We start from the raw sequence: 26,725 nt of genomic DNA on the forward strand, positions 1-26,725 counted from the left end.
ACATACACACTGTATGTGCTAAACATAGCGCATGGAGTCTTTGCGTGACAAGCACGTCGAGAACACTCGGCAGACGCTGCTCGAGACCGGGGCTCGCCTGTTCGCCGAACGGGAGTACACCGATCTGTCGGCAGAGGAGCTGGTGCGGGCCGCCGGCCTCACCCGCGGCGCGCTCTATCACCACTTCGATGGCAAGAAGGGGCTGTTCGAGGCGGTCGTCGATGACCTGGAACAACAAGCGGCACAACGTATCCGAGCCGCATTGGACTCCTCAACCGATCCAGTGGAACGCATCGAGCGCGCGATGGAAACCTTCCTCGATATCTGCACCGAACCCGCGTATCGCCACATCGTGCTGCTGCAGGGCCCCATCGCGCTGGGCTGGCGACGCTGGCGTGAAGTCGACCAGCGCCACCTCATCGGGCTCGTCATCGAAGGCGCCCAACGCCTGCTCGATGCCGGCCATATCCACCCGCACCCGCCCGAACTGCTTGCCAGCGCCTTCTACGGCGCCCTCACCGAAATGTCGCTCACGATCGCCGAATCCGCCGATCTCACCCTCAGTCGCGCGCGAGCGGCAGAGCTGGCGCGCGCCCTGCTCGGCGGGCTGATCATCGGCGCCGCGCGCCACTGAAGACCGTACGAAAACCAGACCGACCTTCGCTACCAAGGCCGGGCGGTCTCCCTGTGCCGACATCGAGCGTGCCGAATGCCACGACTCCTTCAAGCTAGTGCGCCCGTCCCAACCCTTGGCTGCCGCGACATCCATGTACCGCTACAACCAGCGGCTTGTGCCGCCGGCTACCAAGGCATGACGACTTGGACGCTCGGTAACGACGATTCAGGGAATGCGCGGCGCATTGACCAGCTGAAATCGGCGGTGACGAGTGCGGGGCGTTCGTGATTGGGCAATCGGCCGCGCACACGCTTGATACAAGCTAATGGTTGGCGTTCACAGCGTATCGGCACCCTCCCCGTCGTGGGAACCAACCGTCTAAGGCCTCCCCCACCGCATGCGTCAGCCCACCACCAACGACGTCTGCTGGGTTAGCTGGTGTGCGTAGTGGTCGAATCGCCCTCCGGACACAATTCTTTTCATCGCATTACCCCTCTGACCAGCACATACGGCCGTGTGCCATTGAGGCCAGCCGAGTCAGCTAAGCCGCAAAACCGCAGGCAGGAGCCCGTGGGGGTTCAAAACGGGTAAACCTGAGAGATCCTTAAGAAACCAACGACATCAGCGGATCATGGAACCCCCTACCGCGGAGGCCATAGGCCGATCGAGTCCACCACAGGCAACCCTGACCAGGCCACCACTGCCGAAGAGGAACCCACTGCAGAAACCAGGCCTGCCCCAGAACCCTTTGCCGACGCGCGCCACCCACCGGGACGCCAGCACGGAACCGGCAGAGCTCGAAGTCATCATCCCGACGAATCCGCCCGAGCCTCACACCAACCGCGGCTCGTGCACTGATGCATCTCCTCACCAACCTCGCGAACAGGCCGCTAGAGCCGAAACCCGCGAAAACCGATGTCGATCCCACGGCGTAGACCGAAGGCGAGACCTCATACCGCCTCCACGCCCCGTCCCGACGAAAAACCCGAGCGCCTCGCAGCTTCGGCCGGGACGATCGGGAGCACTCCCATTCAGCATGCTGGTCGACAACAGCGCTGACCCGGCTCAGATGGGCTGCCTTCAGGCTTGACGGGATTCGAACCTGCGACCACCTCGCGAGCGTTCCAGTTGTCCAGACCTCACCCATCAGTACCCAATAATGCTCAGCACCAAGCATTTTCGCGAAGCGACCGTTCTCATCGGTTCGCATCAATTCCCATTGATTCCGGTCAAGAGTGTGGGGTTTCTGTGGGGCGCTCGGCGAGGTCTTCGGCGAGGACCTCGCGGATCGGTACGAGCTGGGTCAGGGCATTGTCGAGAAAGCCCAGCGCGCGCTCCCCAGCGAGCATGCGGGCTTCGTCGCTGTAGTCGTCAGGAGTGCGAGCGGCCCACTGGTCCAGCGAGATCGAGATGAACCTCGTCGGGACGACGAACCGATCGAACGCCCGCACCACCGCCCAGCCCGCCCCGCCGTGCTCGAGACCCGAGATAGGTGCGCCCGGCCCGACAGGGTCCGGCGCCGACGCGACTGTCGCGGCCAAGCGGGCGCGGACCACGGCGAGGTCGGTCAGCGCGGTGTCGAGGGTGGCCAGCGCATGGGTACCGAGGTCGGCGCGGGTAGCGGGCGCCAGCGTGGCCCACCTGCCGTGTCCGGCCCACTGGTCCAGCGGGACTCTGAGGAAGTCGAGGAAGTGCACGATCAGCTCGCACTCGCGGGCGATCGCCCTCCGGTCGCGATACTCGTCCCGCACCGCCGTAACGGGACCGGCGGTGCGCTCGTCCCGCTCGCTCACTCGGCAGCCGCGGGGCGAGCGGCGGCTCCGGAGACCGGGAACAGGTTGGCGGCGACCGGGTTTGAGTGAGCCACAATGACGTCACTGTGAGGGTGGGCGCTGAACAGCGACACCGCCGTGGGCATGTCCGGGTGCGGGTCGATCATGGTCGTTCCCCCTGCATGGGTTGACGAGCTGTGGTTTCGGCGAGCGTAGCGGTATCCACCGACCGTTCCGGTCGCCGTAGCCATCTGAGCGGCCTGGCCGGTCTGCGCTAATTCAGCCCCGTGGACAGTTGAGTCGACGCTCCCCTACCCCCTCCCTGATCGTGTCCGCCGGAAAAGTGCAGCTACTGCACGGATGATCGCGGGCCGATGCTCCGGCTGGACACCCTGCAAGGCGATCATGCACACAATGATTCGCGATGCTGCAGCCGACAGCGCCACCACCGCAGAGGAGATCGCAACGACACCTCCCAAGTCCATCTAGTCCCCAGCTGCCTGCGTGCTGGCCAGCAGCTTTTCGATGGAGCCGGAGGCATCGCGTGGCTTCGTCGCTTCCACGGCGAGCAGATTCGCTACTTGCAGGTATCGATTGATGTCATTCTCACCCTCTAAGTACAGCGTGCTCGTCGGTTGCGTGACACAAACGATGTCGGGCAACTGCCTGTCGACGAAGCGTAGGTAGACGAACGCACTTCCTGCCCGCGCTGGCCCGCACGCCGCGTCTCCCACAATCTGAACGCTGATCCGCGGCTCACGGCTCATCCTCGCGAGGTGTTCGAGTTGATTCCGCCAGATCTGGTCGTCTCCGATCCGCCGTTGAAGAGCGCTCTCTTCGACCAGGGTCCATAGATGCGGCGAATCAACGTGGCCGAGGATCTGCTGCCTACGCAGCCGCACGGTCAACAGACGGTTAATCTCCGCTTCGGGATGTCCTGGATAGGCCAACTGAAGTGCAGCCCTGGCGTATTCAGGTGTCTGCAACAGTTCGGGAACCACGGCAGGTTCATAGCAGCGAATCAGGTGGGCGGCCGATTCCAGGCTGAGAAGCTCGAACCCCTTCGGGAGTGAATCGCTGTCGCGGTGCCACCAACCCGGCCGACTTCCCAGGTCAACCAGCGACAGGTACTTGTCATGTTCACTCGGATCTGAGACTCCATAGAACGCCAGCAGCTCGACGACGCCATTGCGGTCGAGCCGGACCAGACCTGACTCGATCCGACTGATCTTTGATCCGGAAGCCCAGACCTTCTCGCCGACCTCCTGTTGGGTCAAGCACTGTTCCCTACGCAGCTGTTGGAGCCGCAGCCCCAGCATCCGACGTAGAACGGTGGGGACGTCTCCGACACTCGTACTCGGCCGGGGTTCGGTCTGTTGGTCGTAACCAACGCTGCGGTGTGTATCCACACGACGAGTCTTGCACTCCGACAACAGAATTTGCGTGCAGATGTGCTTGCAGATGTGCTTGCATACGCCTGCATTCGCAACGTTGGCAGCCATTTGGGGTATCCATGCCTACTCAGCTCGCCCCCGACCATCCACGCCACCGCGGGGAGCGGCGCGGTGCCCCAGGCGCTCTACTCACCTCGGCAATACAGACGGTGCCGCGCTGAACTCGCATCTGGAAACGATGCTCGCATGATTCGGTCCGCTGAGAAGTCACTGATACTTGAGCGAATACGGCGCTCGACTAGTTGAACTCCCACGAACAATTACGAGAGGAAGGCAGGATGAGCGGCGCGAGTCTGCGGTCCGAACCGCCCACCTACCGCCAACAGGCAAGCAATCTCGGTGTAATGCAACATATTTGCCTCGCCCTACCCGATGGGCATCTCGTTGCACCAAGAATACCCGCCCTTCTCGCGGCTGCCACACGCCGCGTACCCCAGAGGGTGCCGACGGCATCCTTCGCCGCAGGTCGTGGCCGACCACGTCGGTGCATACCAGCCCGAGTGCCGGTTGGCTCCACGCGTCATCGATCCTGGATGTGTTCGAGCAATAGACCCTTTCGACCGATTCTGCACAGGTATCCGACGCCGATGCGAAACGGCGCACTACCGCAGTATTGCGAAATTCAAGGCCTCGGAAGGTGTTGTGCCATAAGCTCACTCGCGCTCGCTCGTAGTGCCACTCCGGTCCACGCCGCTCGGCTGGACAACTGCTGAAGGGAACGACTGCATGACTGCAGCATTGCTGCGAAAAGGCGAGAACGCGGTTCTGACGTCCGGTTCGCTCGCGTGCACGGTCGCGCCCACAGGCGGGCCGGTCGACGTCTCCGCACTCCTTGTGGCTGCGAACGGAACGGTCCGCAGCGACAACGACCTGGTGTTCTACAACCATCCGTCACAGGATGGTGTCTCGGTGGCAGGAATGACAGTGACCGTCGAGTTCTCGCGCGTACCGCACGACGTGGACAAGATCATCATCGTCGCCAGCGCCGACCCATTGCATCCCGGCACGGTGTTCACGACTTCCCCCCTGTTGACGCTGAAATCGACCACCGGACCTGAACTGCAGTTCACCGCCCCGGATTTCAGTGCGGGCGAGACGGTGGTGCTACTCGCTGAGATATACCGACGTAGCGACAGCTGGAAGGTGCGTGCGGTGGGCCAGGGCTACTCCTCCGGTCTCGCAGGCCTGGCCACCGACTTCGGCGTGACCGTCGACGACGAACCCTCCACTACGACGTCACCCACCGCAAGTCCAACTTCCAACGCTCCTGCGGCTTCCTCGGTCGAGCTGACGAAGGTCGCGAGTCAAGCTCCTGCGTTGTTGGCGCCAGCCCGCCAAGCGGGGCAAGCACTCGTCAGCAGCGGTCTCGCCAACTGCCGTGCTGCCGTCTACCTCGTCCTCGATCACGGCTATGACATGAAAGACATGTACGAGTCGTTCGCCATTCAGGCCTTCGCCGAGCGGGTGCTTGCACTGTCGGTGAACCTCGACGACGACGGCATCGTCCCGGTGATCTTCTCCGGCGAAGACGAACCGTTCCTTGAAGAGATCAGCCTGACCAACTACCGCGGTCGGATCGGCCAGCTCCACACCCAGGTCGACTGGGGCTGGGGAAATATCACCCAGGCGATGCGTCGAATCGTGAGCCACTATCAGGAATCCGGTAGCTCCGACCCGGTTTTGGCGATCGTCCAGGTAGGTAGCGAGCCCTACGACAAAGCCGAGATCCGTTCCCTGCTGCAGAACACCGCCTCGCTGGGGGTATTTTGGCTGTTCGTCGGGTTCGGCCGCGGCAAGCTGGCCTTCTATAAGAACCTCAATGCCTCGGCATCAGCCACTTTCAGCAACGTCGCGTTCTACGACGCCGGCAAGAACCCGGGAGCGGTCCCGGGAGAGGAATTCTACGCCGGTTTGCTGGATGCGTATGGAGTGTGGGCGCGTCGGTGAGCAGCTGGCCAGGTCGTCGTCGACTACGATCTGGAAGCTGGTCTCCAGGGCTGTGGGTCGCGGCTGGTCTCCTCGCGGCGCTGCCGCAGTGTGATCAATTTCTGCGGCAGGTCGGTGGGCCGCAGTACGTTTGGATTCCCACCCACAGAACGCCTCTCGGACTACGATTCATGGATGGCGGTCCATGGGGATAGCGGCAGCAAGTTCGAGCAACTCCGCAACTCCGCCGCGAGACTTGAGCACTGTGCACGGGGGCTCGCATCTGAGCGATCTCGCCAAGGCGCATCACCCGATCTGGATCGACGGCGTGAACTGGTCTACGCGGAGATTGACGAGCTACTGTCCACCCTCTCAGTCAAGGTCAGCGGAGGAAAACGCTACCGAGTTTTGCGTAACCGGATTCGGAATATTCGCGACAGGGAGTTGCCCTACCGTTCGCCAACGTCACCCGGGCGACGGAAGGCTATCGTGGCTGAGCGAGCGGAAGCAGTTCGGCGTCGGCAGGCTCCGCTCGCTGTTGTCGGCCCATCCGAACTGCCCTACAACCGCATTGACTCAGGGCACCGCCTGCTCCCGAATGGCAAGGCCAGGCCCGGGAAAGCGGGGTCGACTAACACCAGCGTTCACACGGTCAGCGGTGGCCTTCCGACGCACGGGAAGCGGGTGTAGTCGATACGCTGTGCGCTCCCGTAGCACCAAAACGCCCAATAGTCGCCCTCGGGCTCGAAGGCGCTGCCGTTGACAGATCCCGCGCCGACCCCGAGAAGGTTCCGCTAGCTTCCATATGCCTTCACGCGAAATTCAATGTACCCGTAGTTCTGCCTATCCCCTCCGATTACTCCATCGGCATTGCCCCGCACTCCCGGCAGTAGTTTATCGCCACGCACTACCCGGTCATCAACTTTGATGAACGGGTTCTCATAAATAGCGAGATGCGCGCTTCCCGGTATATAAGAAAGCGTGGTGGGTATCGCCGAAAGGATCTTGCAGCCATTCCATATTTTTATGGCATTGTCCCCGGAGAGTGTGACATTCAATACGGGATTGAAGACCGGCCTGGAGTCGACCAGCAGGTCCATCCGAGCACCCCTTATGGCCTGGTCAGGGAGCGCACTGGAATTGTCTATTAATACAAAAACTAGAATTTCAACATTGCCACTGATCGCGACTTCATCCGCGAGCGTGTTCTTGCTGTCCGCGACACGGCATTGCACAAAATTTCGTTCATCGCCCATCTGCTTATTGTCAACAATGCTATTGAATACTGCCGTTGGGGAGGCTTCTTTCTTGGTGTACACCTCCCGCATCGGACCCCACCCATAGTTATTGCTGCCAACGCCAGGTCCAGGTGCCGGATTCGCGGTGGATGCGATCGACGTGGTTGGCGAATCCGCCATAGACCCGATCTTGAAGTCGACTGTGTCGCGAAAGAGCGCGAGCACGGCAGCAACGGCACCGACCAGTCCCGCTACCCCGAGAACAACACTGTTCTTCCACCACGATGTCGGTGGCGTGGCCGGCGAGGGCGTTGGCGACGATGCCGCGGGTAGAGGTGTAGAGGAAGGCGGAGGTGTCGACGAAGAGGAAGGCGGAGTCGTCGGGTTCGACATACAGCCATTCTTGACGATTCCTCCGTCGTACATAACCCACTTGGGCGACATCGGCCATAGTTGGCGCCTTTAGTCAGGTCGGCACACTCGGCCATCCTTCACAAAGGGAGAATCCGCTGGATGCCACCGAATAGCCTGAGCTGCAACCCACCGGGACTCGACAGATCGATGAGGGTCAAAATTCCCAGTCGTCATCCTCGGTCTCGACAGCCTTGCCGATGACGTAGCTCGACCCGGACCCCGAGAAGAAGTCGTGGTTCTCGTCGGTATCGGGCGAGAGGGCGGACGGCATCGCGGGGTTGACCTTGCAGACGCCGCGTCGGACCAGGCTTTCGTAGCACCGCTGCCTCACCGAATCGTTCGTAGCACTCCCCGATGTCGACTTCACCATCAATGGCCGTCCTCCCGTTCGACGTCCACATCACCCGGCCCAGACACACCGACCACCGATCGATCCGATCCACACGTGCCATCGGGTTGGCGCCCGACCACACGCCAACGGCGAAGTCGCGTTCCATACGGACCGAAGTCGTCGGAATGCTCGACAGTAGGGAACTTCGACAGCGGAACCTCGTCAGCAATGATCTGACCGCGGTGGACCTCAACCGATTCGAGGTCGGTAGTGGCCCGCAGGTGTGGGCAACCAGTAGCCGCCATGGAGAGGCACCCCTGGTGCATCGCGGTTCCCGAAACCACTTCACCAGCACCGTCGACGACCACCCATGCCCTCTGTGAGAGCTCCAGACCACAGACCTGACACAGCCACGCCGCTTGGCATTCGAGAGCTAACTGCGAGTCGAAGCGGCGCCAGTCCGGGGCCCCCTCGTGTCCGAAGGACGTGACGTAAGGAATCGGCCTACCCGCACTGTCCCGAGGCCGTGGAAGACCGCGCTCAGCAAACCCAACGAAAGCCGGACCGTTTTCAGGCGAGTCCGTCCTGGACGGTGGCGACGCGAGGTCACACCGGCCCGCGGCGACATTCAGCGATGAACGGTCAGTCGGGTCGGCCACTTCCAAACCTCCGATCACCCCGGTGTCCGGAAGGATTGGATCATGAACCCTTCGGGGAAGCGAAGCCAGCTCATGGTTTTCCTCGTGTGCAACTGAGCTCCCGAAACCGAGCCGCCTCACCAAAGCCCAACCGCGCCCGTAGCGCGCCCCCGACCATCCACGTCACCGACCTGGCTGCCACCGATCCATATCGCAGCTGAACCGCCCGCAACTTGGCCTAGGCACAGCAAGGCTAAGAGCACCGCGATCGGCCGGGCACTCCACTCAGCTCCGTATTGAAGGCGGGCCGAGCTGGACTCGCATCTGGAAGCGGTACTTGCATGATTCGTAAGGTGAGAAGTCGCTGACGTGTGCGCGAATACGGTGCTTGACTCGTTGGACTCACACGAATCGGCACAAGAGGACGGCAGGGTGAGCGGCGCGAGTCTGCGGTCCGCACCGCTCACCTGCCGCCAAGAGACTAGCAATCTCGTTGCAACGCAACGTATTTGCCCTCGGGCTACCCGTATGGCGTCACGCTGCACCACCAATACGCCTCCTCACAGGTCGCCACACACCGTGTACACGAGGGTGACAGCGACAGCCATGGTCGAGCGCCAATGCCGTGCTTGTCGAGCGCCAGCACGTGCAGCAGGCCGGACCATGCTGTCGATTGCCGCACAGCAACCACCGCGATGCCGACCACCCTAGAAAGATTCGACGTCTAGGCAGTGGCCTCGACTGGCATTCCCGAGGGATTCGATGTCGGTTCCTCTCACAGCCGTGACTGGGAGCGGCGCACGGTTTCCGGGTCGATCTCCTGAATCTGGATCACGACCCCGTCTGGGTCAGTGACGCGGATACTACGGCCGAAGTCCTCATCGACGAGAGTGTGCTCGTATCCGTCGTCGGTCAGGCGAGCAGATACGTCCTCGAGCCGCTCGTCGGTGGAGAATCCGAGCTCGACCGTCCCAGGTGGGCGCCCCTTGGATACGGCGGCGTCATGGACGCCGACCGCGCCGGCAGAGGCGTCCAAGTGCGCCCACACCGCGACACTGACATCCGCGCGGTAAGTCAGGCCGAGTCCCTCATAGAAGCGGCGGGATGCGGCCACGTCAGCGACATAGCGGATAGGCAGAACAGTGAGCACGGAATCCTCCTGGCAACTAGGAATATCGGTGTCCCAACTCTGAAACATAGGCCCTCGATAGTCGCTCAGACAGTCCACATTTGGTGGATTCCGACGTTAGACTGCCCATTAATGGTGGATCACGTCACGCTCGGCACCGACGACCGGCGAGTGCTGCACGCCCTGCAACTCGACGGCCGGGCGTCATTCGCGCGGATCGCGGCCGCGCTCGGCATGTCCGAACGGGCCGTCTCGCGCCGCTATCATCGGCTGCGGTCTCAGTTGGCACTGCGCGTCGTTGGTGTCACCGGCCACCACCAGCAAACGCATGAGGACTGGTTCCTGCGCATTTCGACCGCGCCCGCGTCTACGGAGGCCGTCGCGCGTGTGCTCGCCGCCCGCTGGGACATCTCCTGGGTAGCTTTCCTGGCGGGCAGCGGCGAGCTCAGTTGTATCTTGCGCGTTCCCACCGCAACCGGTGACGGCGGCAGCGCACTCGAGCAGTTGCGGCGTGGGACAGGTGTCGGAACCATGACCGCCCAAAGGTTGCTCACCCCCATCGCAGGCGTGGGTGGGTGGCCCGGTCGGCTGCAAGCACTGACCGCTACCGAGCAGCAAGCCCTGAAACCGGCCATTACGGGGCACAGCACTCCGGCACCGCCGTCAGATGAGGACGAGCAGCTCCTGCGGCTGTTGGCCACCGACGGCCGTACCAGTACCGCCCGCCTCGCCAGCGCCTCGGGCATTCCCGAATCGACGGTACGGCGCCGGATCGGTGACCTTACAGCCCGCAGTGTGCTGATGTTCGAGGTCGAGGTCGACCCCAAGCTCTACGGACGGTACACAGACGCGATCTGCTGGCTCGACGTACAACCGGCCGCGCTCCGCACCGTCACCGCTTCGCTCAGATCCCACACCGAGGTCGCATTCGCCGCCACGACCACCGGAACGAGCAACATCGTCGCCATACTCGAGGTCACTACCGCCGACGCACTCCACGACTACCTCGCCGACCGCATCGGCGCACTCCCCGGCGTGCATCGAGTTCAGACAGAGATCGTCTCCCGATGGATCAAGCGAGCCGGCCCCCGCCTGTCGCCGCAGGCCTGATGATGGCGGCTACGCACCCGGTACCTCACATCCACCAACGACGTGAGCAACAGGTGAATGGTCAAACATGTTCTGATTGTCAGAACATCGGTTTTCCGGGCGGCTCCGGCCCGTTACGGTGGGGCTCCGAAGCGGTTCAGTCGAGGTAGCCGAGCAACGGATACGAGCGTGCCGGATGACAGAGTTTCGACATCGTCTTCGCCTCGATCTGCCGAATCCTCTCTCCTGTTACGCCGAAAAGTCCTCCGATGTCGTCGAGCGTTCGTGACTTGCCATCAGTCAGGCCGAACCGCAACCTCATGACGGCCGCTTCTCGCTTGGTCAGGGAATCGAGCACAGACGCCATATGCCGCTGCATCAGGGCGAACGACACCGCCTCGACGGCGACCACACCTTCGGAATCCTCCACGAGATCACCAAGGCTCGTGTCCGCTTCATCACCGATCATCTGGTCCAGGGAGACTGGTTCGAGCGCTAGTTGTTTGAGCTCCTGCACCTTGGTCGCCACGATGCCCATCGCTGCGGCGATTTCCTCTGTCGTCGGTGCGCGGCCCAGTTCCACGACAAGAGCACGCTCCACACTGCCGAGACGGTTGATCACCTCCACTCCGTGCACAGGAATGCGGATAGTGCGCGCCTGGTCGGCCATCGCGCGGCTGATGGCCTGGCGTATCCACCATGTCGCGTACGTCGAGAGCTTGAACCCCTTCTTGTAGTCGAATTTCTCGATGGCGCGAACGAGACCGAAGTTTCCTTCCTGGACCAAGTCCAGGAAGTCCAGGCCGCGCCCGTTGTACTTCTTGGCGATCGAAACCACGAGTCGCAAGTTCGCCTCGAGCAAGTGCTCTTTGGCCCTGACGCCATCGCGCGCGATCCACATCAGATCCCGCCGCCTGGCAGCACTGGGAGCCTTGAATCCCTCTGCAATTTCCTGCAACTTCGCAGCAGCGACCAAGCCCGCCTCGACGCGGATGGCCAGATCTACTTCCTGTTCTGCGGAGAGGAGATCTACCCGGCCGATCTGCTGGAGGTAGGCCCGCGTCGAATCCACCCCGACGCTGCTCTCACCCCGAACACCACTGCGTACCATTGCCTTCGGCTTTGTTGCCATTTTCGACCTCTCGAGTGACACAGTGGCATCGCGACGTGAGACCACGATCTCGGAGAGGCCATAGGATCCTCTGTCGAGTCTCGCGGCCCACAGCTGCCCGAACAACCAACCGACAGCCCAGAATTCAAGGCCCGAGAATGGGCGCGTTGCCCAATCGGGCACATCGCGCGACCGCGCCCCCGTGCGGCGCGGCGTTCATCGGGTAGCCGGTCCTGAGCCGCGCCGCGACAGCGTCAGCGTCAGCTCGTGGGCGCGACGCAGCAACAGCGTGCCCAACGCGTCGTGACGCTCGGCGCGGAATCGACTTTCGACCCCAGTCAAGCTCAAAGCCCACCGCGGCTCGCCGCGGCGATCGAACACGGCCGCTGCCATTCCCCAGCTTCCCTCGACCAGCAGTCCCGGGTTCACACACCACCCGGTTTCCCGTGTCGCGGCAATACGCTGCGTGAGCTCGTCGCGCGTGTGGCGCGCACCCCACTGTGCTGCCAGGTCGTTGCGTCCGAGCCAGTCCTCGATGTCGCGGTCGGGCAGGTGCGCGAGGAGCACCAGACCGGCTGAGGCGACGCCGAGAGGGAAGCGGATGCCGACGTGCAGCACGTGCGAGCGCAGCGGAAAGCTACCTTCCTCGCCGACCAGGCACACCGTCTCGTTGCCTCGCCGCGCGGACAGGAACGCGCTCTCCCCCGTCTCGCGGGCGAGCTCACGCAGCACCGGCCTAGCCACGTCGGCGATGTCATAGCGCTCGGCAGCGAGCGAGCCCATGAGGAACAGTTCCGGTCCGAGAAACCACAGACCCGAGCTCGCATCGCGGTCGAGGAAGCCCTCATCGGCCAGCGAGGAGAGCAGGCGATGCGCGGTGGGTCTGGCGAGATCGGTCCGACGTGCCAGCTCACTTGTCGAGACTCCGATGTCGCCGCCTGCGGCAACCGCACGCAGCAAGGACGCCGCGCGGCCGAGGACAGAGGGGCTCGACTCTCCGGTCATGGTCGCATCCTACGTCCACTCAGTGGACGTAGGACGCTCCACCGTCCACTCGCCGAGCAATTCAACCCAGTCGGCGATTCTCATCTTGCCAGTTCCAGGTGCAGGAGTGTTCTGTTTAGCCGACCGGCGCAGGCGTCCAATCAATGAACGCCTTGACGAAAGGCAAGTCACGAATGAAATCGAAAGTGGTGGATACGACAATCGCCGCCGTAGCCGATATCAGCTCGGGGGCGACGTTGGCAGTCGGCGGGTTCGGGTTGTGCGGTGTCCCGGATGCGCTGATCGCGGCGATCACCGAGGGCGGGACCACCGACTTCGAAGTGTTCTCCAACAACTGCGGCGTCGACGACTACGGCCTGGGAATCCTGTTGTCGGCCGGGCGGATCGCCCGAGTAACCGCATCGTATGTGGGTGAGAACAAGGAGTTCGCACGCCAGTACCTCGGCGGCGAACTCGAGGTGGAACTGATCCCGCAGGGAACCCTCGCCGAGCGACTTCGGGCCGGTGGAGCTGGTATACCCGCCTTTTACACCCCGGCCGGCGTCGGGACACCGATCAGCGATGGCGGCCTCCCGTGGCGCTACGCGCCGGACGGTTCGGTGGCGCTGGCCTCACCGCCGAAGGAAGTCCGGGAGTTCGGACAGCGCCGCTACGTCCTCGAAGAAGCGATCGTCGCCGATTTCGCCCTCGTTCACGCCGCCGTCGCCGACACCGAGGGGAACCTGATCTTCGAGAAGTCGGCCATGAACTTCAACCCGCTGGTCGCGATGGCAGGGCGGATCACCATCGCGCAGGTCGAGCGGCTCGTCCCGGCCGGCGACCTCGACCCGGCACACGTTCATCTGCCGGGGGTGTTCGTGCAGCGGGTCGTGCACACCGGCGCCCAGGAAAAACGCATCGAGAAGCGGACCGTCCGACAGGAGGCCACCCGATGAGCTGGACACGCACAGAGATGGCCGCTCGCGCGGCACAGGAACTCTCGCCCGGGGAGTACGTCAACCTCGGCATCGGCCTGCCCACCCTGATCCCGAACCACCTGCCCGCCGGCGTCGCAGTGGTCCTGCACAGCGAGAACGGCGTCCTCGGTACCGGCCCGTACCCGGACGAGGACGCCGTCGACGCCGATCTGATCAACGCGGGCAAAGAGACCGTGACGGTCGAACCCGGCGCCTCGTTCTTCGACTCGGCGCTGTCGTTCGGCATGATCCGGGGCGGGCACATCGACACCGCGGTACTGGGCGGGATGCAGGTCTCGCGAGCCGGTGATCTGGCGAACTGGATGGTGCCCGGCGCGATGGTCAAAGGCATGGGCGGGGCAATGGACCTCGTCCACGGCGCCCGCCGGGTGATCGTGCTGATGGAGCACACCACCCGCGACGGCGCACCCAAGATCGTCGACGCGTGCACCCTGCCCCTTACCGGCCAAGCCGTTGTCCAGCGGGTGATCACCGACCTCGCTGTCCTCGACATCGCCGAGGGTGAAGTGATTCTTCGCGAGACCGCGCCCGGTGTGAGCGTCGAGCAGGTGCGCCGCGCCACCGGAACACCACTGACCATCAGTACAGTCCTCGCCTGAGGACTGGTCTCTTGCACCAGGAGGTAGCAGTGTCGTTTCCCGATGACTCCCAGCACGAATCCGCCTCGTGGAAGGCAGGTTTGTCGGTCCGCCGGGAGGTGATGGGCGATTCGTTCGTCGACCAGGCGCTGGCCCGTACCGAGGGAATCGAGTCGGCGAAACTGCAGCGCTTCGTCACTGAGCACGTCTGGGGTGCGGTGTGGACTCGTCCCGGCCTAGACCGACGCAGCCGCAGTCTGCTCAATCTCGGGATGCTGACTGCGCTTCGAGCGCACGAGGAGCTCGCCGGCCATGTGCGTGGCGCACTCGCCAATGGCCTCACTCGCGAAGAGATCGTCGAGGCGATCATCCACACCGCCGGGTATTGCGGTGCGCCCGCGGCACTTTCCGCCATGCGTATCGTGCAGCACACTTTCGACGCTCTCACCGAGTAGGCGGATATGTGGCTCACGAGCTGTGTGCCGACGCCACCGCCACACGAACGCTCATCGCCCGCTTCCTCACCGACTTGGAGGCTTATAGCAACGCTTCCGCGGCGTCGACGTTCTGGCCGCGTGCGAACGTGAGTTTTGTCGTCCACGACACAGAGGGACCTGACGAGGAGGAGATATCCGAACAGCTACACGTAGGCCCGTTAGCCGCACGCGTCCATGTACAGCGGGCGATGACGAAACTCGGTGAGCGCGACCGCGCTCAACTGGTGGTGATCGCGGTTCAGTCGGGTCTGGTGGGCGTCGAACGACCAGGCTGATCGACACCACCGATCCTTGCAGTAGCTCGGGGAAACTCGATCCAGAAGCTGCTACCGCGACCAGGCTTGGCGTCGACCCCAAAAGTTCCATCGTGCGCGTGCATGATCGCAGCGACAATCGCCAAACCCAGACCATTGCCGCCCCGGCTGCGCGCGCGACCGCTGTCGGCCCGATAGAACCTGTCGAACAGATGCGGAAGATGCTCGGGCGCGATACCCGGCCCGGTGTCATCGACCGAGATTCGTACCGAATCGCTGATTCCGAGGACGCGGATGGTGATCGTGGAATCAGCGGGAGTGTGCCGCATCGCATTCGTAGCCAGCGACAGCACTGCTTGGATCACCCGATCGGGCACCGCGGCGGCGCAAAGGGATGCGGGCATTTCGACACGGATGCAGCGCTCGGACTGGATGACATGCAGATCGTCGACAACGGCTGCGATCAGGGGCACGACGTCGACCAGTTCACGATCCGCGATGCCGTGCTCGTCCAGATCGTTGAGGTCCAGTAGTGCTTCCACGATGCCCGTCATTCGGCGGGCCTCGTCGTTGATTCGGCGCATCGCGTCTTGTACCCCACCTGCATCGACGGGTCCATCGGACGAGTACAGGGCCGAGTATCCACGCAGGGTTGTCAGTGGCGTGCGTAGTTCGTGAGATGCGTCGGCGACGAATCGCCGCATCCGGTCCTCGGTAACTTGAATGGCGTCGATCATGGTGTTCAACGCCTGGCTCAACCGGGCAGCCTCGGTCCCCGGCCGATACGCCTCGACACGACGATCTGTGGCTCCGGCGGCAATCGCATCGGCAGCCTCAGTCATCCGCGCGATCGGCGCCAAACCGAGACGGTGCACCCACCAGACGACCGAACCGACAACCAGTCCGATGATCACACCGGCCGCCGCCAGCGCGAGGATCAGCCGCGATGTGGCATCGCGTGCGTTCTGGGCTGATATTCCGATGACCGCGGTGGCACCGAAGGATTCGATCGTCATCACCCGCATCTCCGACGCGATGCCCGCCGTCGTCGGGCGACCTGCCGCCACGGGAAGCGACTGCACGCCATGCAGGTTCGGCACCACGTCCGGGTCATCAGTGGGTGCCTGAATGGTGGTCAGTGTGCCGTCGCCATTGCGAATCCCGAGGTAGATGTCACCGAACGCGGCGGGGAACCTGCTGACCTGTCTCGACCGCTGGCTCAGCAATATCGGCACCATCGGATTCCCTGCCAGCTGCGACAGTCGGGTGTCGAGTTGCTGGACGAGGTAGTGGCGTTGGATCACGACAACCGCGCCACCGGCGGCCAGCATCGTCAGAGTCAAGGCGATGAGCGCCAGGGTCAGCCGCCTCGCCAGCGACATCAGACGTCTCGGATGCAGTAACCCACCCCACGCACGGTGTGGATGAGCTTCGGACCGCTGCGGTCGATCTTCTTACGCAGGCTGCTGATGAAGGTTTCGATGACAGCGGACTCGCCGTCGAAGTTGTACTGCCACACGTGATCCAGGATCCGTGCTCGGGTGACCACTCGACCGACGTTGGTGATGAGACATCGAAGCAGGGTGAATTCGGTGACCGTGAGATGTACTTCCTCGTCACCACGCCACACACGGTGCGCTTCGTCGTCGAGCACCAGATCCGCCACTCGCCATTGCGCGGGTAGCTCGGTGATCGCTCCCCTCCTGCGCAGCGCGACCTGGACGCGGGCGACAACCTCCTCCAGTACGAACGGTTTGACGATGTAATCGTCACCGCCGCTGGTCAATCCGCGGACTCGTTCGGCGGTATCGGATCGCGCGGTGAGGAACAGGACCGGTGCGTCGCATCCCCGACCACGCAGTTTGGTCAAGACCGCGTAGCCGTCGTCGTCGGGCAGCATGATGTCGAGCACGATCGCATCCGGCCGATAGCTGTCCGCCAGCGCCAGCGCTTCCCTGCCGGTCGACGCGATCTCCACCGCGCACCCCGCCATACGCAAGCCAGTACCGACTAGATAGGCGATGTTCTCTTCGTCGTCGACCACGAGGACCCGCGGTGTCGTCGACGATAACTCGACTGCGGGCAGTGACGTCGATGTCGCGAGCATAGTGACAGGATGCCCGTCGACGGTGTGAGGTGGCTGGAGGTTTCCTGGCGATCTCCTGTGAACCCGCCCCCAGGAAACCGCCAGGAACTCCTCGAGGGCCCGCCAGCCGCGCCGTCGAGACTCAGGCAGTCGCCGCGGTCGCGGCGACTGAGTCGAGGAAAGGAAGCGTCGGTATGCGTATCGTCCGCAATTCGTTCGTGGCCATCGCCATGATGGGGATGGCTCTGTCTGCCGGTCTTGGCGGCGGAACCGCATCGGCCGCGCCGGGCGAAGGGCAGGGCCACCATGCCCAGCTCACCGATGAGCAGAAGCAGTGCCTGGCCGACCGGGGACTCAGCCGGGAGAACCGACCGGAGGGCAAGCCCTCTCAGCAGCAGATCGATGCGATCCGGGCGGCGTTTGCCGCGTGCGGGATCCCCATGCCCGAGCGCCCCCAGCTCACCGCCGAGCAGAAGCAGTGCCTCAGCGACGCCGGGTTCAGTCGCGAGAACCGACCGGAAGGCGAACCTTCTGACGAGCAAATCGCCTCGGCCAAGGCTGCCTTCGAGGCGTGCGGTATCTCCCGGCCGTGACATAGCTGTGACACGTCGGACTGGGCGGCCGTCGCGTGGTGGTCCCCCAGCGATCGACAAAACGACCAGTCGATCCGACGAAGCGTCCGACTGCGATAGAACAGCCCTGCAGCACGGCGCACCGCGCCGTGCTGCAGGGCTGTTTCTTACTCCGCAGGGGCCCTGGGCAGGCGCGATGGTCGTCGCGAAATGCTGCACCGCAGTCATAATCGCGACCGGAGCAGCGACGAACAACTGGCCGAGCCGAGTTCCGACCGCGCCAGCGGCGGCATCGCCGAGGCATGACGGGAGTGACAGCGGGGCGAGCAGCTCGGACGCCGCCACAACTTTGCTCATCTTGCCTCCTTATCCGGCGGCTGCGGACCTCCAATACTGCAACTGCACTCGGTGGTTACGCGGGTGGGTGTCCACGGCGGCGGGAGCGTGATAGGCGGGCCCGGCGTTATCGGTGTCGTCACCAGCGTGATCAGGCCCAGACGTGGTTGGCGGGATGGACGGGGGTGGGTATGAATGCGATGATCAGGCAGCGGAGTTCGGGTAGCGCCAGAGCGATCATGCCCTGTTCGTGTTCGCTGGTTCCCCTTTGGTGGCAACGGTTTTCATGGAGCGAGCCACGCGAGAGCGAACATGGCCAAGGTGATGTGGCCATAGCAGGCGCGCCACTTTCGGACCTGGTGGTGATTCAGTCCGGCTTCACCCCTTGGCCTGCTGAAACGCTTCCTCCACGTGCCGGCGAAATAGCGCAACTGGTTTCGGTCGTTCCCGAATTGGCCAATTTTGCGCGATGCGTCCGGTATCGCCAGCAGAAAGCCGAGCCCTTCCCGCGCTCGTCTGCTTCCGAGATAGACGGAGTGAATCCGTCCGGCCAGCGAGTCTTGTCGTCGTAGCGAATATCGGTGAGATTCACGCCGGTCAGGTTTGCTACACGAGGACCGGGAGCCAGATTGTCCGCGCTGGTGTCCCGGCAGAGGCTGGCCGCTTCACCGTCACCGCACCGGCCGCAGTGAGGTCCGCTCGCAGAAGGCGGCGAGAGCGGATGCGGCCGAACAGCTCCCAGGGGACCAGGGACTCAGCGGTCGGACAGCGTCGACAGCATGTGTGCTTTTTGCGCTGAATGGCGGACGGGCCTTCAATGCGACTGCCGATCCAGGTAGTGCACTACTCGTGGCCCGGCCACCGCGTCTGTTGAAGTCGGTTGTCGGCTTGGTGAATTCACAAGCCCGAGCACTGGTCAGGCCTCCTCCGCGCACGGCGGAGGAGGCCTGGGTCGCCTGAGGTCAGCTGCTACCGAAGGAACCGGTCTGAGGCATCATTCGGCCTGGCCACTGATCGAAGCCCCCACCCGGGCCGCCACGATGGCCTGGCCGATGCCCCTGATCGAAGCCCTCACCTGGGCCGCCACGATGCCCTGGACCCTGTCGATGATCGTCGCCGGGTCCCGGTCGACGGTCACCACCAGGCCACGCTTCATTACCGGGGTAGTGCGGCCCGCTGATCTGTGTAGCGGTCGGCACCGAGGCGTCGGCGGACGCCGGGACGGCCAACGCAGTCACCGGAACGGCGATCAGCGCGCCTGCGATGGCCGTGCGAGTCACCAGACGACGGGTCTTGGTGGGCTTCCTTCTCGAAAACAACATGAGGTCCTTTCAATCAGTGGATCAAGCCACCGTTCAGCGGCTCGCTTCCGATGTAACAAGGCGGAGCTGGGTTACCGCTATGAACAAACTATTTATTCGGCTAGGGGATTTCGGCAGGTCGGAGGCGACTGTCATCGGACTTCCGATCTCGGCACGAGTGGCAGCGGGCAGCGCCGCCACTCGTGCCGAATCGTTTCGGACACCGGCCGACTTCGGTCCGCGCCGGAGGGAAGCAGCGAAACGATCCACGTCGGACCGGTAGAGACCGGAACGAGCCGACACCCTGCCCACATTGGACATGAAATCGATGTTCGGCGGCGACCGCGGTCCGCAATCGAACATCGACACCATTGGTACCGACAGCTCGATCGAACCCTATGAGCCTGTCAATAACTCAGCAGGATGCTGTGAATAGACCCATAAGGTGACCATCCGCGCGCAGCGGCAGAATTCCAGTCTTGCCGCGCAACGAATTCGCCGACCTACATTGGAAGTGGGCGCTGTTCACCCTTCGGTAGGTGGACGATGAACTCGGTGGCGCCAGGAACCGATCTCAAGACGATTGTTCCGTCGTGCGCCCTCACCACTGCAGCGACAATGGCTAGCCCGAGCCCACTACTTCCCGAACGACGGGATCGCGACGAATCGCCCCGGGCGAAACGCTCGAAGACCTCGTCCTGCAACGCGTCCGGGATACCAGGACCATCGTCGATCACACGCCACAACGCTCCATCTCGATCGTCGGACTCCAGCGTCACGGTGATGGAAGTACCAGGCAAGGTGTGTATGCGCGCGTTGGCGAGCAAGTTCGTCAACACTTGTTGCAATCTGTCCGCGTCCCCTGTGATCATCAATGGAACCTCTGGCAAATTCAGATCCCAGCGGTGCTCGGGACCGGCGATATGGGCATCACTGACGGCGTTGACCGTCAGCACCGACAGGTCCACGTCCTCGCGCACCAACGGACGCCCCGAGTCCAAGCGGGCAAGTAGCAGCATGTCCTCGACCAGGCCGGTCATCCGCTCGGCCTCGGACGACACCCGGCTCATTGCATTGGCGACGTTGTTCGGCACCTGCGACCAGTTACGTTGTGCGAGTTCGGTATAGCCACGTATCGCAGTGAGAGGAGTGCGCAGTTCGTGGCTGGCATCGGCCAGGAATTGGCGCACACGAGTCTCGCTGGCATGCCGCGCAGACAAGGCGCCGGCTATGTGGGTCAGCATCAAGTTCACTGCGGCGCCGAGCTGTCCGACTTCCGTGCGCGGATCGGTGTCACGAGCAGCGACTCTGACCGGCAAGGCGACTTCGCCGCGATCGAGCTGTAGATCAGCGACGCGAGCCGCGGTGCTCGCGACTCGGTCCAGCGGAGCCAAAGCACGGTGAATGATGACGATTCCAGCGGTGGCGGCCGCGGACAAGGCAATGCCGGTAACAACAAGAAAGATGACCAGCACCCGAAATACCGTTTCGGTAATCTCCTTCATCGGAACACCCAGCACCACCGAATGCCCGGCAGAGTCAGTCCGGGCAACCATTAGATAGCGTCCCTGCCCGTCGATGACGCGGGTGACAGGGGCTTGGTCGACAGCGAGTGAGCTCACTTCGGCGGACGCCTCCGGCGAAAGCTCACCGCGGGCTTCTCCAGAGGTAAGGACGCCACCGCTGACGAGCATGCCGTCGTCGACGACGGCCCCGATAGCGCCGATCGGTTGCCCGGGCGCACCAAGGAAAGCTGGGCCCGGGCCGGTCACACCCATTGATCTTGGCGGCGATGTCGGAGAACTCACCGGGTGTTCCAGCTTGGAATTAACCAATCCGTTCAGGTCCGCCGCTCGTTGACCGAACTCACTGACTTCGGCATTCAGCTTGTCCATCATGAACTGGTGCAATGCGAACACGGTCGCCGCGCCGACACACAGGCAGACTACTGCCATCAGCAGCAACTGCCCCGCCAACAGCCTGGTCCGCAACGACGACGTGCTTCGCCAACTGTGAGCCGACCCGGCGTCAAAGCGTCGGCTTGAGCACATACCCGGCTCCGCGCAGCGTGTGGATCATAGGTTCGCGACCGGAATCAATCTTCTTGCGAAGATAGGAAATATACAACTCCACAACGCTGGCCCGCCCGCCGAAATCGTAGCGCCATACCCGATCGAGGATCTGAGCTTTACTCAGGACTCGCTTCGGATTGTGCATCAAGAATCGCAGCAACTCGAATTCAGTAGCTGTCAACGCGATCTGCTCGCCCGCCCGTGATACCTCATGACTGTCCTCATCCAAGATCAGATCGCCAACGATGATCTGGGCCATACGGCTGTCATATTCGGCTCCTGTGCGCCGGAGTAGCGCGCGTATACGTAGTACCACCTCTTCGATGCTGAAAGGTTTGGTCACATAATCGTCGCCGCCGGCCGTGAATCCCGCGATCCGATCTTCTACCGAATCCTTCGCGGTCAACAAGAGGACCGGTAGATATGGTATTTCCTTCCTTATGTGGCGCAATACCTCCAGCCCGGTCATATCGGGCAGCGTCACATCCAGCAGAACCACGTCGGGACGGGATTCGCGAGCCTTTTCGATCGCACCTGCACCATCATCCGCGGTGGTTGTATTCCAACCCTCGTACCGCAATGCCATGGCCATCATGTCGGCAAGCATCGGCTCATCGTCAACGATCAGCACCGAGATCACGCCCCCGTCGCTGCGCCGCAGAGGTTCCCGCTCGATCTGCCCGGGCACTGCGCCTGCGTCCACATATGACATCAGCCCAGTGTCAGCAAACTTGCTATGGACTGGCTATATGAATCCTGTGTGCCAGCTGTGATTCGGATACCGGCGGCGACATCGCTGTCCGCACTTCTGACCCATCCCAACCCGACATTGCCCGGCTCTGAAACGCGACAAGACCGACCCCGCGCCGACGACAACCTGCAACCGGCGCTTCACAACCCCCGCCGGTAGTACCACAGTAGGAACCTGCAACATCGGGTTCCGTCCCCGGGATGACGTGTGCGCGGCTCAGCCCTCCTACCGTCGAAGTATCCCGTAATCGACATCAGGAAGCGACCATGATCGAAGTTGAAGGTTTGAGCAAGAGATATGGCGACAAGATCGCCGTCAACGATTTGAGCTTCGTGGTACGGCCTGGCAAGGTGACCGGATTTCTCGGCCCGAACGGCGCAGGCAAGTCCACCACCATGCGGATGATCGTAGGCTTGGATAGTCCCACCTCCGGCGAGGTTCGGGTGGCGGGCGGTAGATACGTCGACCTGCCCGCGCCACTAACCACCCTCGGTGCGCTGCTGGAAGCGAAATCAATCCACCCGGGCCGTAGCGCTGCCAATCACCTCCTGGCGCTGGCACGCACTCACGGCATCGGTCGTCGACGAGTCGACGAGGTCATCGACCAGGTTGGGTTGCGCGAGGTGGCCGGAAAACGGGCGGGTGGATTCTCCCTCGGCATGGGCCAGCGCCTGGGAATCGCGACGGCGCTGCTCGGCGATCCTTCGATAGTCATGCTCGATGAACCGGTGAACGGCCTGGACCCCGATGGCGTGCTGTGGATACGGAACCTCCTGCGCGGGCTCGCAAAGGAGGGCCGCACAGTCTTCCTCTCCTCACATCTGATGAGCGAAATGGCTTTGACCGCAGACCAATTGATTGTCATCGGTCGCGGCCGACTCCTCGCGAGTTCTTCGGTGCAGGACTTCATCGACGAAGCGAGCGAACAGCGTGTGCGGGTGGTCACCGACGAGGCCGGACTCCTCGCGTCGCTGCTCGCGGCGCCGGGCGTCGCCGTGTCCTCCGAGACATCCGGCGAGTTACTGGTCTCCGGACTGGACAACAAAGCGATCGGTCGTCTCGCCTCGACGCACTCGATCACCCTGTTCGAGCTCACCCCCCAAACAGCGTCGCTGGAGCAGGCCTACATGGAAATGACCAAGGATTCGGTGGACTACGAGGGCACTGTCGGCACGGCGACCGCTCTCGTCACGCCGGAACTCGAAGCAGCAGGGGTAAAGCGATGACCGCACAGATACAGAACAAGCCGACGACACCGGCGCTGAAAGTGACTCAGGCCCGGGTTCTGCGTTCGGAGTGGACCAAGATGTGGTCGCTGCGTTCGACCTGGATCACGTTAGCGGTCGCGGGGCTATTCGCGGTCGGTCTCGGCACCGTCGCGGCGATCACGCTGGGTAACGCCGAACCCGGAAGTAGGCCAGGCCCGGTTGCCGACGCGGTGAATGTCAGTCTGAGTGGCTTGACGATCGCCCAGTTTGCCGTCGGTGTGCTCGGCGTACTGCTGATGGCGGGTGAGTACTCGACTGGGATGATCCGAGCGACGTTGGCCGCAGTTCCGAAACGGTTGCCGATGCTCTGGGCGAAGGCGGTTGCGTTCGGCGGCGTGGCATTCGCGATCGGGATCGGGATCACGGTGCTGGCATTCCTTGTGGCACAACCCTTCCTGCCCGCAGCACTGAGTGCGAACCTCACCGATTCCGGAGTATTCGGCAGTTTGGTCGGCGCCTCGTTCTATCTGGCGGTAATCGCGACCCTGGGAGTAGGAATCGGCGCCCTGGTCCGAAGCACGCCGGCTGCGATCGGCATACTTGTCGGCGCCTTGCTCGTCGTGCCCGGTCTGATCGGATTGTTGCCTACCAGCATCGCCGACGCGGTGACCCCCTATCTGCTCAACTACGCCGGTACCGCTGTGATGTCGACAACTCAGCAGGACGGAATGCTCAGTATGGTCGGCGGCGTCGCGGTTCTGTGCTGCTACGCGGCTGTCGTGATGGGCGGCGCTGCGCTGCGCTTGAAAAGACAAGATGTGTGAGAGTCACAAGCGTGGCTGACCCGGTCGGTCGGCACGAAGTAGCTCACCGAGACGGTAGGTGAAAGGAAACCGGTGCCCGAGACCATCGATCGAGTCGGACATGCCGTCGCAGCCCGGGTTCTCACCTTCGGCAGTCGGATCAAGACATTCAGCAACCGGCACCCCGTCGTCGTGGACGGCGGGCTGGTCGCACTGCTGCTCCTAGTGGTGGCTATCCGCCCGCCGTCGGACGCGGCCAAGTTCGCGGATATGCGCCCACCCGCACAGGTCGCCCCGCTGATTTCTGTCGCGATGGTTATGGCCGCCACCGTTCCGCTGGTACTACGGCGGCGATACCCTCGCGGTGTCTTCGTCGCCATCGCCATCGCCACGACCATCCAAGCCGTATTCGGATCTTGGACCAACGGTGACATCCCTCTACTGATCGCCCTCTACGGGATAGCGCTGGGACAGTCCTTCTCCTGGATGCTGGCCGCGGTCGCGGCCGCGGAGGCGGTGGTCGCGGTCCGGGTGCTGCGATGGGCGCTCAGAGATGGTGTCGAGATCTTCCTGCTGCTGTCCGCGATGACAGTCGCCGCGGCGAGTATCGGTCTCGCGGTACGCAGTCGTCGCAGATACATCGCCTCCCTGCACGATCGCGCCGAACGCATCGCTCGCGAACGAGCGAGCGACACCGCATTGGCGGTCGCTGCCGAGCGGGCGACCATTGCCCGAGAAGTACACGACGTGATCGCCCACAATCTTTCGGTGATGGTGGCCCTCGCCGACGGTGCCGCGTACGCCTACGAGAAGAACCCGACGACCGTTCGAACGGCATTGGACAGCCTCGCAGTGACCGGACGCAGTGCGGTCGCGGAACTACAGCGATTGTTGTCGGCCTCCGGAGATCACATCGACACCGCCCATCTGAGTCCACAACCCGGTCTCGACGATCTCACGACGATGGTCGATCGAGTGCGATCGGCCGGACTCCCGGTACGGCTGACGGTCGGAGGATCCGTCGGAGACACCTCGCCGGGCACTCAACTCGATATCTATCGAATTGTCCAGGAGGCGTTGACGAATGCACTCAAACATTCTGTGATCGATGGATCAGCGTCCGCGCAGGTGATCCTAGAACGCACCGACGATCGGATCGACATCATCGTCATCAACAGCGGCACCACGACCGACCGGGCGCCTGGAACCAGCCGGGGCATCATCGGAATGCGTGAACGAGCGGCCCGCTACCACGCGACCCTGCACGCCGGCCCGATTCCCGGTGGCCGGTGGCAAGTGCGCACCCGGCTCTACATCGGCGACGAAGAGGTCGCGTCGTGATCACTATCCTGATCGTGGACGACCAGCCACTACAGCGCCTGGGCTTTCGCATGCTGTTGGAAAGCCAGCCGGATATGACCGTCGCAGGTGAGGCGGGCAAAGGCAGCGACGCGGTCCGCATGGTGCAAGATCTGCGCCCCGACGTCGTTCTGATGGATGTGCGGATGCCCGGCATGGATGGCGTCGCCGCCACCGGACACATCGTGTCGTCCGGGAGCCCCGCCCGCATCCTGGTGCTCACAACCTTCGACCTCGACGAGTACGCTTTCGCTGCACTACGCGCGGGCGCGAGTGGCTTCCTCGTGAAAACCGCGCTGCCCGAAGAGCTTCTGGCTGGAATACGTGCCGTCGCTGTCGGTGACGCGGTCGTCGCGCCGAGTGTGACCAGACGGCTGCTCGACCGCTTCGTGGACCGACTTCCCGGCCCGGCAACGACTACGGACCACCCCGACCCGCGCCTCGCTGCGCTCAGCCTTCGGGAAACTCAGGTCCTCACCGCCATCGCTCTTGGCCGCACCAACACCGAAATAGCAGCCGAACTGGTCTTGGCCGAATCCACGGTCAAGACGCACATCGGTCGGATCCTGGCCAAGATCGATGCGCGCGACCGAGTGCAGGCCGTTATCTTCGCATACGATACCGGCCTCGTCACGCGCGGATAAAATCCGGATCATCGGCCGATGCTCGGTACCTGGCCAAGTTATTCCTCAGGGACAAACAATGTCCGCAATGCACGAGCAAGGGTCAGTCGGCCGATCACAGGATGGTTCTTGATGCCGACCTCCAGGATCATGGCGATCCGGCCGAGACGTTGCTTGTGCAAACACTGCCCGCCATCAGGCATAATGCGCAGGATTGCCGAGTCGCAGTCGGCTACCTCAAGGATCTTCGTACAGAGCAGGTCACTGGTAGCAACAAGCGAACGGAACCCCGAGCGGTATGAGCGGCCGCGACGCGCGCAATGCAAGCCCTCGACTTCGTTCACCACACGGGCTGTCCCAACTCGATCTAATCCATCCGGTGTGCACAGCCGCGCGGGGTCGACAGTTCAAGTCTGCAAAGGCGATTGATCAGCCCCGCAGCGTGGGTCTGTGGTCACGCTGCAGGGCTGTTCCTCACTTCGCGGGAACTGGGGCTGGGGCGTTGATCGTCGTGAAGTACTGCACCGCAGCCATAATCGCGACCGGAGCAGTCACGAACAGCTGACCCAACACCGTCCCGATCGC

At 63.1% G+C, this 26,725-nt stretch carries 24 protein-coding genes and 3 pseudogenes; 12 read left to right on the forward strand and 15 right to left on the reverse strand.

All coding sequences use genetic code 11. The annotated features are described in order from the left end of the window. Nucleotides 1-31 precede the first annotated feature (31 nt). Nucleotides 32-634: a TetR/AcrR family transcriptional regulator gene (locus ACWDXS_RS07670; protein WP_378987169.1), complete on the forward strand. Its 603-nt coding sequence runs from the start codon at nt 32-34 to the stop codon at nt 632-634. Between the two features lie 1,211 nt (nt 635-1,845). Here the strand turns inward: ACWDXS_RS07670 and ACWDXS_RS07675 are convergent. Then, nucleotides 1,846-2,409 (reverse strand): hypothetical protein, encoded by a 564-nt coding sequence (locus tag ACWDXS_RS07675; RefSeq protein ID WP_449963283.1) that lies wholly within the window; start codon nt 2,407-2,409, stop codon nt 1,846-1,848. 464 nt (nt 2,410-2,873) lie between these two features. Next, entirely contained in the window at nt 2,874-3,890 is a 1,017-nt protein-coding gene (locus ACWDXS_RS07680; RefSeq protein ID WP_449963286.1) for a helix-turn-helix domain-containing protein, read from the reverse strand. Nucleotides 3,891-4,568: 678 nt separating this feature from the next. On the opposite strand from ACWDXS_RS07680, the gene ACWDXS_RS07685 reads away from it, so the two are divergent. Continuing rightward, complete coding sequence (locus ACWDXS_RS07685) at nt 4,569-5,789, forward strand: VWA domain-containing protein (RefSeq protein ID WP_449963288.1); 1,221 nt, start codon at nt 4,569-4,571, stop codon at nt 5,787-5,789. 773 nt (nt 5,790-6,562) lie between these two features. Here ACWDXS_RS07685 and ACWDXS_RS07690 read toward each other — a convergent pair. The 4 genes and pseudogenes from ACWDXS_RS07690 to ACWDXS_RS07705 form a co-directional block, all read right to left on the reverse strand. After that, the gene (locus tag ACWDXS_RS07690; RefSeq protein WP_449963291.1) at nt 6,563-7,087 is read right to left on the reverse strand and encodes a hypothetical protein; all 525 of its coding nucleotides are present in this window, start codon (nt 7,085-7,087) and stop codon (nt 6,563-6,565) included. A gap of 25 nt (nt 7,088-7,112) precedes the next feature. After that, the gene (locus ACWDXS_RS07695) at nt 7,113-7,457 is read right to left on the reverse strand and encodes a hypothetical protein (protein WP_449963294.1); all 345 of its coding nucleotides are present in this window, start codon (nt 7,455-7,457) and stop codon (nt 7,113-7,115) included. A 117-nt stretch (nt 7,458-7,574) separates the two neighbouring features. Further along, nucleotides 7,575-7,709 (reverse strand): annotated as a pseudogene (locus ACWDXS_RS07700) (class 1b ribonucleoside-diphosphate reductase subunit beta); the annotation flags it as partial. 1,455 nt (nt 7,710-9,164) lie between these two features. Further along, nucleotides 9,165-9,539: a VOC family protein gene (locus ACWDXS_RS07705; protein ID WP_449963297.1), complete on the reverse strand. Its 375-nt coding sequence runs from the start codon at nt 9,537-9,539 to the stop codon at nt 9,165-9,167. Between the two features lie 111 nt (nt 9,540-9,650). Between ACWDXS_RS07705 and ACWDXS_RS07710 the strand changes: the two genes are divergently transcribed. Further along, nucleotides 9,651-10,628 (forward strand): Lrp/AsnC family transcriptional regulator, encoded by a 978-nt coding sequence (locus ACWDXS_RS07710; protein ID WP_449963300.1) that lies wholly within the window; start codon nt 9,651-9,653, stop codon nt 10,626-10,628. 136 nt (nt 10,629-10,764) lie between these two features. On the opposite strand, the pseudogene ACWDXS_RS07715 reads toward ACWDXS_RS07710, so the two are convergent. Together ACWDXS_RS07715 and ACWDXS_RS07720 are read right to left on the reverse strand one after the other, a co-directional pair. Next, a pseudogene (locus tag ACWDXS_RS07715) lies at nt 10,765-11,676 on the reverse strand (RNA polymerase sigma factor); the annotation flags it as partial. 258 nt (nt 11,677-11,934) lie between these two features. Beyond that, nucleotides 11,935-12,723, reverse strand: a complete 789-nt coding sequence (locus ACWDXS_RS07720) for an IclR family transcriptional regulator (protein ID WP_449963303.1) — start codon at nt 12,721-12,723, stop codon at nt 11,935-11,937. A 173-nt stretch (nt 12,724-12,896) separates the two neighbouring features. Between ACWDXS_RS07720 and ACWDXS_RS07725 the strand changes: the two genes are divergently transcribed. The 4 genes from ACWDXS_RS07725 (at nt 12,897) to ACWDXS_RS07740 (ending at nt 15,050) form a co-directional block, all read left to right on the forward strand. Then, nucleotides 12,897-13,658 (forward strand): CoA transferase subunit A, encoded by a 762-nt coding sequence (locus ACWDXS_RS07725; protein WP_449963306.1) that lies wholly within the window; start codon nt 12,897-12,899, stop codon nt 13,656-13,658. Beyond that, the gene (locus ACWDXS_RS07730) at nt 13,655-14,299 is read left to right on the forward strand and encodes a 3-oxoacid CoA-transferase subunit B (protein ID WP_449963309.1); all 645 of its coding nucleotides are present in this window, start codon (nt 13,655-13,657) and stop codon (nt 14,297-14,299) included. Before ACWDXS_RS07725 ends, ACWDXS_RS07730 begins: the two co-directional genes overlap by 4 nt. A gap of 101 nt (nt 14,300-14,400) precedes the next feature. Then, entirely contained in the window at nt 14,401-14,733 is a 333-nt protein-coding gene (locus ACWDXS_RS07735) for a carboxymuconolactone decarboxylase family protein (RefSeq protein ID WP_449963462.1), read from the forward strand. Nucleotides 14,734-14,741: 8 nt separating this feature from the next. Further along, on the forward strand, nt 14,742-15,050 hold the full coding sequence (locus ACWDXS_RS07740; RefSeq protein ID WP_449963312.1) for a hypothetical protein: 309 nt from the start codon (nt 14,742-14,744) through the stop codon (nt 15,048-15,050). Here the strand turns inward: ACWDXS_RS07740 and ACWDXS_RS07745 are convergent. Together ACWDXS_RS07745 and ACWDXS_RS07750 are read right to left on the reverse strand one after the other, a co-directional pair. Further along, nucleotides 15,014-16,411, reverse strand: coding sequence for a sensor histidine kinase (locus ACWDXS_RS07745; RefSeq protein ID WP_449963315.1), 1,398 nt, complete (start codon nt 16,409-16,411; stop codon nt 15,014-15,016). The two genes, ACWDXS_RS07740 and ACWDXS_RS07745, sit on opposite strands and share 37 nt — an antisense overlap. Next, on the reverse strand, nt 16,411-17,136 hold the full coding sequence (locus tag ACWDXS_RS07750) for a response regulator transcription factor (protein WP_449963318.1): 726 nt from the start codon (nt 17,134-17,136) through the stop codon (nt 16,411-16,413). The genes ACWDXS_RS07745 and ACWDXS_RS07750 overlap by 1 nt, the downstream gene beginning before the upstream one ends. A 173-nt stretch (nt 17,137-17,309) precedes the next feature. Between ACWDXS_RS07750 and ACWDXS_RS07755 the strand changes: the two genes are divergently transcribed. Continuing rightward, nucleotides 17,310-17,708, forward strand: a complete 399-nt coding sequence (locus tag ACWDXS_RS07755; RefSeq protein WP_449963321.1) for a hypothetical protein — start codon at nt 17,310-17,312, stop codon at nt 17,706-17,708. Between the two features lie 552 nt (nt 17,709-18,260). On the opposite strand, the pseudogene ACWDXS_RS07760 reads toward ACWDXS_RS07755, so the two are convergent. The 4 genes and pseudogenes from ACWDXS_RS07760 to ACWDXS_RS07775 form a co-directional block, all read right to left on the reverse strand. After that, a pseudogene (locus ACWDXS_RS07760) lies at nt 18,261-18,443 on the reverse strand (IS701 family transposase); the annotation flags it as partial. A 574-nt stretch (nt 18,444-19,017) separates the two neighbouring features. Further along, the gene (locus ACWDXS_RS07765; RefSeq protein ID WP_449963324.1) at nt 19,018-19,179 is read right to left on the reverse strand and encodes a hypothetical protein; all 162 of its coding nucleotides are present in this window, start codon (nt 19,177-19,179) and stop codon (nt 19,018-19,020) included. A 648-nt stretch (nt 19,180-19,827) separates the two neighbouring features. Next, the gene (locus ACWDXS_RS07770; protein WP_449963326.1) at nt 19,828-21,375 is read right to left on the reverse strand and encodes a sensor histidine kinase; all 1,548 of its coding nucleotides are present in this window, start codon (nt 21,373-21,375) and stop codon (nt 19,828-19,830) included. Then, the gene (locus ACWDXS_RS07775; RefSeq protein ID WP_449963465.1) at nt 21,353-22,057 is read right to left on the reverse strand and encodes a response regulator transcription factor; all 705 of its coding nucleotides are present in this window, start codon (nt 22,055-22,057) and stop codon (nt 21,353-21,355) included. Before ACWDXS_RS07775 ends, ACWDXS_RS07770 begins: the two co-directional genes overlap by 23 nt. Before the next feature lie 356 nt (nt 22,058-22,413). On the opposite strand from ACWDXS_RS07775, the gene ACWDXS_RS07780 reads away from it, so the two are divergent. From ACWDXS_RS07780 to ACWDXS_RS07795, 4 genes are all read left to right on the forward strand, one after another. Further along, on the forward strand, nt 22,414-23,373 hold the full coding sequence (locus ACWDXS_RS07780; RefSeq protein ID WP_449963329.1) for an ATP-binding cassette domain-containing protein: 960 nt from the start codon (nt 22,414-22,416) through the stop codon (nt 23,371-23,373). 233 nt (nt 23,374-23,606) lie between these two features. After that, nucleotides 23,607-24,179 (forward strand): hypothetical protein, encoded by a 573-nt coding sequence (locus ACWDXS_RS07785; protein ID WP_449963332.1) that lies wholly within the window; start codon nt 23,607-23,609, stop codon nt 24,177-24,179. A gap of 72 nt (nt 24,180-24,251) precedes the next feature. Next, nucleotides 24,252-25,499, forward strand: a complete 1,248-nt coding sequence (locus ACWDXS_RS07790; protein ID WP_449963335.1) for a sensor histidine kinase — start codon at nt 24,252-24,254, stop codon at nt 25,497-25,499. Next, a complete protein-coding gene (locus ACWDXS_RS07795; protein WP_449963338.1) occupies nt 25,496-26,161 on the forward strand; it encodes a response regulator in 666 nt (221 codons plus the stop codon). Before ACWDXS_RS07790 ends, ACWDXS_RS07795 begins: the two co-directional genes overlap by 4 nt. 38 nt (nt 26,162-26,199) lie before the next feature. Here ACWDXS_RS07795 and ACWDXS_RS07800 read toward each other — a convergent pair whose 3' ends face one another. Continuing rightward, entirely contained in the window at nt 26,200-26,484 is a 285-nt protein-coding gene (locus tag ACWDXS_RS07800) for a hypothetical protein (protein WP_449963341.1), read from the reverse strand. Between the last annotated feature and the right edge of the window lie 241 nt (nt 26,485-26,725).

Source organism: Nocardia sp. NPDC003183 (assembly GCF_053590715.1).